We start from the raw sequence: 6,436 nt of genomic DNA, 5'->3' as shown, positions 1-6,436 counted from the left end.
GCCCGGCTCCACTGGTCCCCCACCGACCGCTGCGCGGACCCGGACACGGCCCGGGAACGCGCGGTCGCGCTGCTCGCCCCCGTCCGCCCGCCGTCCCGGCTCGACGCCGCGGTCGCCGACACCGCGGAAACGCTCCTGCGCTGCTGGCTGCACGCCGCCGCGGTCGACGGCCGCCCGTTCAAGCAGGTCCACCGCTGGGCCCAGGGCGCGGGCGCCCACGAACCCGTACGGATCCTCAGGACGCACGCCAAGGCCGGCTCCGGTCACGCCGGGCTCCTGGAGTCCGCTCTCACCGCCCATCCGGAACGCCGGGAGATGGCGCAGCAGCTGACGGCCCGTGCGCTGTCCTCGCTGTCGTCGATCCACATCCGGGACGCCTGCACCCCCAATCGAACGGATTCCCTGACGCTGGAATCTTTCGTCGACGAAGGGGGCACCCTCTATGTGGTGGGCGAACCGATCGAGGACCCTCGCACCCGACCCGGCGCGATGCCCCTGCTGACCGCTTTCACCGCGAGCGTGGTCGAGCACGGCCGCCGCATGGCCGCACGGTCATCCGACGGTCGGCTCGACCCACCAATGACGCTCGTCCTCGACGACGTCGCCGCGGTGGCTCCCCTTCCCCGGCTTCCGGAACTGCTGGCGAACGGCCGAGCCGAGGGCCTGCCCGCCCTGGTCCTGCTCCGTTCCGAGGAGCAGGCGCGGGCGCGCTGGCCGGAGGAGACCCTCAGCTCCTGAACTCCCGGTCGGGCGTGTAGCGGGGGCCGGCCTGCCTGCCGAGTGCGGTGTGCAGCGGACGGAGCGCCGACCGCGCGGCCGCCGCGTCGGGAAAGCCGAGCGGGACGCGCACCGCGCCGCTGCCCGTCCGCCCCCGGAAGGCCTGGGGCAGCGACGTCGCCGCCCTGCCGCGCACGACACCCAGCAGGAGCCATTCGTTGCGGGTGTTCCCACGTGGCACCACGGTCACGGCGTCCACGACGGACCAGCCCGCACGCCACCGGTAGGCGCCCCGGGCGACCGAGAGTCCGCCCGCGTCCACGCGCACGACGGTCTCGTCCGCCCCGAGCCGGGACCCGAAGCCGGCCATCGCGAGGGCCACGAGGAAGCCCGTGACCACCAGCAGGAACGAGCCCTGGAAGAGCCCGAGCAGCAGTCCGGCGACGAAGACGGCGGGCGCGCCGTACAGCAGCGCCCGGTTGCCCGGGCTCCGGACGGGCTTGCCGCAGTGCACGGCCACCGCGGCGGCGGGCCCGGCCGCGGGCGGACGGTCGGCAGCGGGCGTGGCGGAGGGCCCGCGGGCGCCGGCGCGCCCGGCTGCGGGAGCGGCCGGGGGCCTGCTCTCCGCCACGGCCCGGGCGGGCGGTGTCGCCCGGGTCTCCGGCACGGCGGGCCCGGAGGCCGGCGGCGCGGCAGCCCGCCCGGACGCGGGCGCGGAGGCGGGTTTCGGCACGTTCCTGGCGGCGGGCAGGTGCACCGCTCTCGGGTCGGGTGTTCCCGAGGAGGGCCGTACGGGCGGGGCCGCGTCCTCGGGCACCCTGTCCGCGACCTCCGGCACCCCGCCCCCGTCCTCCGCCCGGGGCCCCGCGCGCCGCGCGCCGCCCGCCGGGCGGGCCATCGCCCCGCCCGCGCTGAGCAGTTCGAGCAGCTCCGCCGCCGTGGGCCGGCGTTCCGGCTCCTTCGCCAGGCAGAGCGTCACCATCCCCCGGAGCGCCTCCGGCACCCCGTCGAGGCGCGGCGCGTCGTGGACCACCCGGTACAGCAGCGCCGGCACGCTCCCCGCGCCGAACGGGCCCGCGCCCGTCGCCGCGAACGCCAGCACCGCGCCGAGCGAGAAGAGGTCGCTGGCGGCCCCGACCTTCGCCCCCGTCGCCTGCTCCGGCGACATGAACCCGGGCGTGCCGACCACCAGTCCCGTCCCGGTCAACGCCGTGGCGCCCTCCAGCGCCTTGGAGATGCCGAAGTCGATGACCCGTGGCCCGTCCCCGGTGACCAGCACGTTCGACGGCTTGAGGTCGCGGTGGACGAGACCGGCGCGGTGGACCGCCTCCAGGGCCTCGGCCAGGCCGGCGGCCAGGCGCCGTAACTCCCCCTCGGGCAGCGGTCCCCCGTCCACGACCAGCTGTCCGAGGTCGGGCGCCTCGATGTAGGCGCTCGCGACCCAGGGCATCGGCGCCTCCGGGTCCGCGTCCACGACCGGCGCCGTCCAGAAGCCGCCGACCGTGCGCGCGGCCTCGATCTCCCGCCGGAACCGGTGCCGGAAGCCGGGGTCGGTGGCCAGGTGGGGCCGCACCACCTTCACCGCGACCCGCCGGCCGCTGACCGACTCCCCCAGGAACACCTGCCCCATCCCGCCCTCACCGAGCCGGGCGGTCAGCCGGTACGGTCCGATCGCGGCCGGATCCTCCGGCGTCAAATCCTGCACGCTTCCCCCGAGTTCGCACGGTGTCGCTCGCACCCAAGCCTGGCAGGTCGCGGCCCTTCCAGCCGGGTTTTCGCCACCACGGCCCCAGGGGAGGGACCTGCCCGTCAGGGGCGCCGGACACACGTCACGGCCGGCGCAGCTCGTACTCCAGCTCCTGCGCGGACTCGTCCCCCGGGACGGCCACCCGCTCGCCGGTCGCGACGAAGCCGAACCGCCGGTAGAAGGCCGCGGCCCGGGCGTTGTCCTCGTGGACGTACAGCCGTACCCGCTCGATCCTCGGTTCCGGCAGCGACCAGGACCATTCGACGCCCGCGTGGAAGAGTTCCTCGGTCAGCCCCGTCCCGCGCGCCTCCGGACGTACGTAGACGCCCACGATGTGCGTCTGGTCGACCGTGGCCGCCTCACCGAAGCGCACCTCGTCCGAAGGCCGCTCGACCAGGACCGAGATCGTGCCCGCCCAGCTTCCGTCCGGTGCCTCGGCCACGAACTGGCGCACGCTCGTCCCGCTCTCGGAGCCCCCCTCGGCGCGCTCCTGCCAGAAGGAGTCGGGGCGCGCGGAGGCGTCCTCGTGGGTGTCGAGGAAGGCGATGTGCGCCACCGGGTCCCGCAGGGCGGCCAGCCGGATCTCGCGGGTCTTCTCCCACTCGTCGGCTCGGATCGTGCGTATCGAATAGTCCATGCGCCCATCCTCGCGAGGGCCGCACCGCGCTGACAAACGTATATGCGCGCGCGGCGGGCTCTCCGTCGTACAGCGGTACCAAGCGGCCGGCCAGCTGCCCGACCACGGGCGGACGTTCCGGCGGGGCCCGGTGCCTGGCGTCGTGGACATGATCCGAGCTGAGGAACTCACCAAGCGGTACGGCGACCGGACCGTCGTCCGTGACCTCGGCTTCACCCGTCCCCCGCGGCCGGGCCACCGTCGGCAGCCGTGCCTACGCGGACCATCCCGCGCCGGTTCCGTTCCGTGGCCTGGTCCGGAACGCAGAAAAGCCCCGCACCATAAGGTGCGGGGCTTTCCCACAATGATTGTTCGGCGGCGTCCTACTCTCCCACAGGGTCCCCCCTGCAGTACCATCGGCGCTGAAAGGCTTAGCTTCCGGGTTCGGAATGTAACCGGGCGTTTCCCTAACGCTATGACCACCGAAACTCTATGAAATAAACAAACTCCAGCCGGCAAAGGGCGAGTTCGTTACTTCAGAACTAACACAGTGGACGCGAGCAACTGAGGACAAGCCCTCGGCCTATTAGTACCGGTCAGCTCCACCCATTATTCACTATGTCGATGAACAATGTGCAGTGACAACCCCGCCTCGCCGACAACGCCCGCGTCCCGGGACCACATTGGCGGGAAAGCGCGCACCGGCCCTGCACGGGAGGAGGAACCGGGCGTCCGCGGAAGGACGCATTCGCGCCGACCGTGAGACATTGAGCCGGTGAGGATCTCAGCAAGAACGGACTACGCGGTCCGGGCGATGGCCGAACTGGCCGGCTCCCCGGACCGTCCCCTCAAGGCGGAGGACATCGCGGCCCGCCAGGACATCCCCGTCCGCTTCCTCTTCGTCGTCCTCAGCGAGCTCCGCCAGGCGCGGCTGGTGCGCAGCTCGCGCGGCCCGGAGGGCGGCTACGGCCTCAGCCGCCCCGCCGGCGACATCACCCTCGCGGACGTCATCCGCGCGATGGACGGCCCCCTCGTCAGCGTGCGCGACCTGAAACTGACGGGCCTGGAGTACCAGGGCGCCGCGGCGCCGATGCCGGACGTGTGGCGCGCGGTCCGCGCGAGCCTGCGCCAGGTCCTGGAGGGCACGACACTCGCCGACCTGGCCGCGGGGACGCTGCCCGAGCTCGTACGGGACCGGGCCCGGGAGTACACCGACGACGTACGGCTCTACCCCTGAGGGACCCTGCCGGCGCCGCGGTCGCGAGCCCGGGCGCCCCCTGCGTCTCGTGCGCCGGTCCCCCTGTACACGGTCCGCCGGGTCCGAGATCCTTCGGAGCGTGACATCTTCGCAGAGTGATCCCACCTGGCCCCGGAACATCAGCGTCGTCACCCTCTTCGCCGAGGACCTGGAGGCCACGAAGAGCTTCTACGAGGAGGTCTTCGGGCTTCCGGTGACCTTCGAGGACGAGGACTCGGCCGTGTTCGGCTTCGGGAACATCCTCGTCAACCTGCTGAAGATCCCGGCGGCGGGCGAGTTGATCGAGCCCGCCCGGGTCGCCGAGCCGGCGGCCGGGGCACGGCTCCAGCTCACGCTCCCGGTCGACGACGTGGACGCGATGTGCAAGCAGCTGGAGGCTCGCGGGGTGACGTTGCTGAACGGCCCGGTGGACCGTCCCTGGGGTGTGCGGACCGCCAGCTTCCAGGACCCGGCCGGGCACATCTGGGAGATCGCGCGGTGACCGCGCCCATCGCGCCGGACGTCGAGGTCCGGGCGCTCCTGTCCGCCCTCGCGTCCCAGCGCCGCCACGTCCTCGGCATCATCGACGGCCTGGAGGAGCGGGCCCTGCGGCAGCCGGCCCTGCCGTCCGGCTGGACGTGCCTGGGTCTCGTGCAGCATCTGGCGCTCGACGTGGAGCGGTTCTGGTTCGGTGCGGTGGTCGCCGGTGACAAGAAGGTGATCGCGGCGCTGGACGACGGGGCCGACGCCTGGCAGGTGGCTCCCGGCGCCTCCGCGCAGGAGGTGCTCGACCGCTACCGCGCGGAGACGACGCTCGCCGACGCGGTGGCCGAACAGCTGCCGCCGGACACTCCGTTGGCGTGGTGGCCGCATCACCTCTTCGGCGAGCCCCATCTCCACAGCCTGCGCGACGTGCTGCTGCACGTCATCACCGAAACGGCGTGCCACGCGGGCCACCTGGACGCGGCCCGCGAACTCCTCGACGGCCGGCGGTGGCTGGTCCTCTCCTGAGCCGGTCGGGCATCCACCGGGCTGCCCGACCGGAGACAGCGATGCGCGAACGCAGGCCTCGCACACCCGCTCGGATCGGTCAACGGCGCACCCGATAGCGCACGTGAAGCACCCGGTCGCCCTGGATCACCATGTCAGGATCCTCCAACAGGTGCTGCGCGTTGACCGATCCGAAGTAGCGCTTGCCGGACCCGAACACCACGGGTACGACGTCCATGCGCACCTCGTCGACCAGACCCGCGGCGAGCACCTGGCCACCGACGTCGCCGGCGGCGACCTCGACCATGCGGTCACCCGCGAGCTCTTGCGCCTTGGCCACGGCCGCCTCGACGCCGTCGACGAAGTGAAACGGCGCCTCGGAGTCCCAGCCCTCGGGCTCCGGCCGGTGCGTCACGACGACCACGTGGTCGATCCCGCCCGGCGGCTTCCCCTCCCAGCCGTCCGCCAGGTCGAAGACGTGGCGGCCGACGACCGTCACCCCGATCTGGTCCCAGTACGACCGGATGTACGCGTAGGACGTCTGCGACACCTTCAGCGCGCCGCTCTCGTCCAACGGGACGTCACCTCTGGTCAACCAGTCGAACAGCGGTCCGGGCTGGTCGTTCTCGTCCGCGACGAAGCCGTCCACCGACACCGAGCTGTACATGACGACCGTGCCCACGGGGCTCTCCTCTGCTTCGGGGTGCCCCCAAATTAGCGTGCCGTGAGCTGCCGCTCCGGTAAGAAGATCTCGACGTGTCAGCGCGCGCGGCCGTTCCACGGTCGCGCCAGGTCAAGCCGATTTCACACGGGGTTCCGTTCCGTGGCCCGGTCCGGAACGCAGAAAAGCCCCGCACCATAAGGTGCGGGGCTTTCCCACAATGATTGTTCGGCGGCGTCCTACTCTCCCACAGGGTCCCCCCTGCAGTACCATCGGCGCTGAAAGGCTTAGCTTCCGGGTTCGGAATGTAACCGGGCGTTTCCCTAACGCTATGACCACCGAAACTCTATGAAATAAACAAACTCCAGCCGGCAAAGGGCGAGTTCGTTACTTCAGAACTAACACAGTGGACGCGAGCAACTGAGGACAAGCCCTCGGCCTATTAGTACCGGTCAGCTCCACCCATTA

The 6,436-nt window shown here is 72.0% G+C and carries 7 protein-coding genes and 2 rRNA genes; 4 read left to right on the top strand and 5 right to left on the bottom strand.

Translation table 11 applies throughout. The features are described 5' to 3' along the window. Positions 1 to 738 (top strand): type IV secretory system conjugative DNA transfer family protein (locus tag EAO71_RS01675; protein WP_222723530.1); only part of this gene is annotated, 738 nt, incomplete at its 5' end. Here the strand turns inward: EAO71_RS01675 and EAO71_RS38420 are convergent. The 3 genes from EAO71_RS38420 to rrf (EAO71_RS01660) all read right to left on the bottom strand — a co-directional run bounded on the left by EAO71_RS38420 (position 728) and on the right by rrf (EAO71_RS01660) (position 3,567). Then, positions 728 to 2,422: a serine/threonine-protein kinase gene (locus tag EAO71_RS38420; protein ID WP_261991939.1), complete on the bottom strand. Its 1,695-nt coding sequence runs from the start codon at positions 2,420 to 2,422 to the stop codon at positions 728 to 730. The two genes, EAO71_RS01675 and EAO71_RS38420, sit on opposite strands and share 11 nt — an antisense overlap. A gap of 124 nt (positions 2,423 to 2,546) precedes the next feature. Next, entirely contained in the window at positions 2,547 to 3,101 is a 555-nt protein-coding gene (locus tag EAO71_RS01665; RefSeq protein WP_147975973.1) for a GNAT family N-acetyltransferase, read from the bottom strand. A 349-nt stretch (positions 3,102 to 3,450) separates the two neighbouring features. Then, positions 3,451 to 3,567, bottom strand: a 5S ribosomal RNA gene (gene rrf / locus EAO71_RS01660). A gap of 288 nt (positions 3,568 to 3,855) precedes the next feature. Here rrf (EAO71_RS01660) and EAO71_RS01655 point away from each other — a divergent pair. The 3 genes from EAO71_RS01655 (at position 3,856) to EAO71_RS01645 (ending at position 5,328) form a co-directional block, all read left to right on the top strand. Then, complete coding sequence (locus EAO71_RS01655) at positions 3,856 to 4,317, top strand: RrF2 family transcriptional regulator (RefSeq protein ID WP_147975972.1); 462 nt, start codon at positions 3,856 to 3,858, stop codon at positions 4,315 to 4,317. A gap of 100 nt (positions 4,318 to 4,417) precedes the next feature. Beyond that, the gene (locus tag EAO71_RS01650) at positions 4,418 to 4,819 is read left to right on the top strand and encodes a VOC family protein (RefSeq protein WP_147975971.1); all 402 of its coding nucleotides are present in this window, start codon (positions 4,418 to 4,420) and stop codon (positions 4,817 to 4,819) included. Then, complete coding sequence (locus EAO71_RS01645; RefSeq protein WP_147975970.1) at positions 4,816 to 5,328, top strand: DinB family protein; 513 nt, start codon at positions 4,816 to 4,818, stop codon at positions 5,326 to 5,328. Before EAO71_RS01650 ends, EAO71_RS01645 begins: the two co-directional genes overlap by 4 nt. A gap of 79 nt (positions 5,329 to 5,407) precedes the next feature. Here EAO71_RS01645 and EAO71_RS01640 read toward each other — a convergent pair whose 3' ends face one another. Further along, positions 5,408 to 5,989 (bottom strand): dihydrofolate reductase family protein, encoded by a 582-nt coding sequence (locus tag EAO71_RS01640; RefSeq protein ID WP_147975969.1) that lies wholly within the window; start codon positions 5,987 to 5,989, stop codon positions 5,408 to 5,410. Between the two features lie 205 nt (positions 5,990 to 6,194). Beyond that, a 5S ribosomal RNA gene (rrf, locus tag EAO71_RS01635) occupies positions 6,195 to 6,311 on the bottom strand. Positions 6,312 to 6,436: the final 125 nt, after the last annotated feature.

The sequence above is a fragment of the Streptomyces sp. MS191 genome (assembly GCF_008042125.1).
Taxonomy (GTDB): Bacteria; Actinomycetota; Actinomycetes; order Streptomycetales; family Streptomycetaceae; genus Streptomyces.
The sequence above is the reverse complement of the archived record's forward strand: the minus strand, read 5'-3'. Positions and strand labels throughout refer to the sequence as shown.

What these genes read in the sequence shown, in the direction of transcription:
- EAO71_RS01665 (WP_147975973.1), bottom strand. Translation starts at nt 3,101, where the DNA reads ATGGACTATTCGATACGCACGATCCGAGCCGACGAGTGGGAGAAGACC.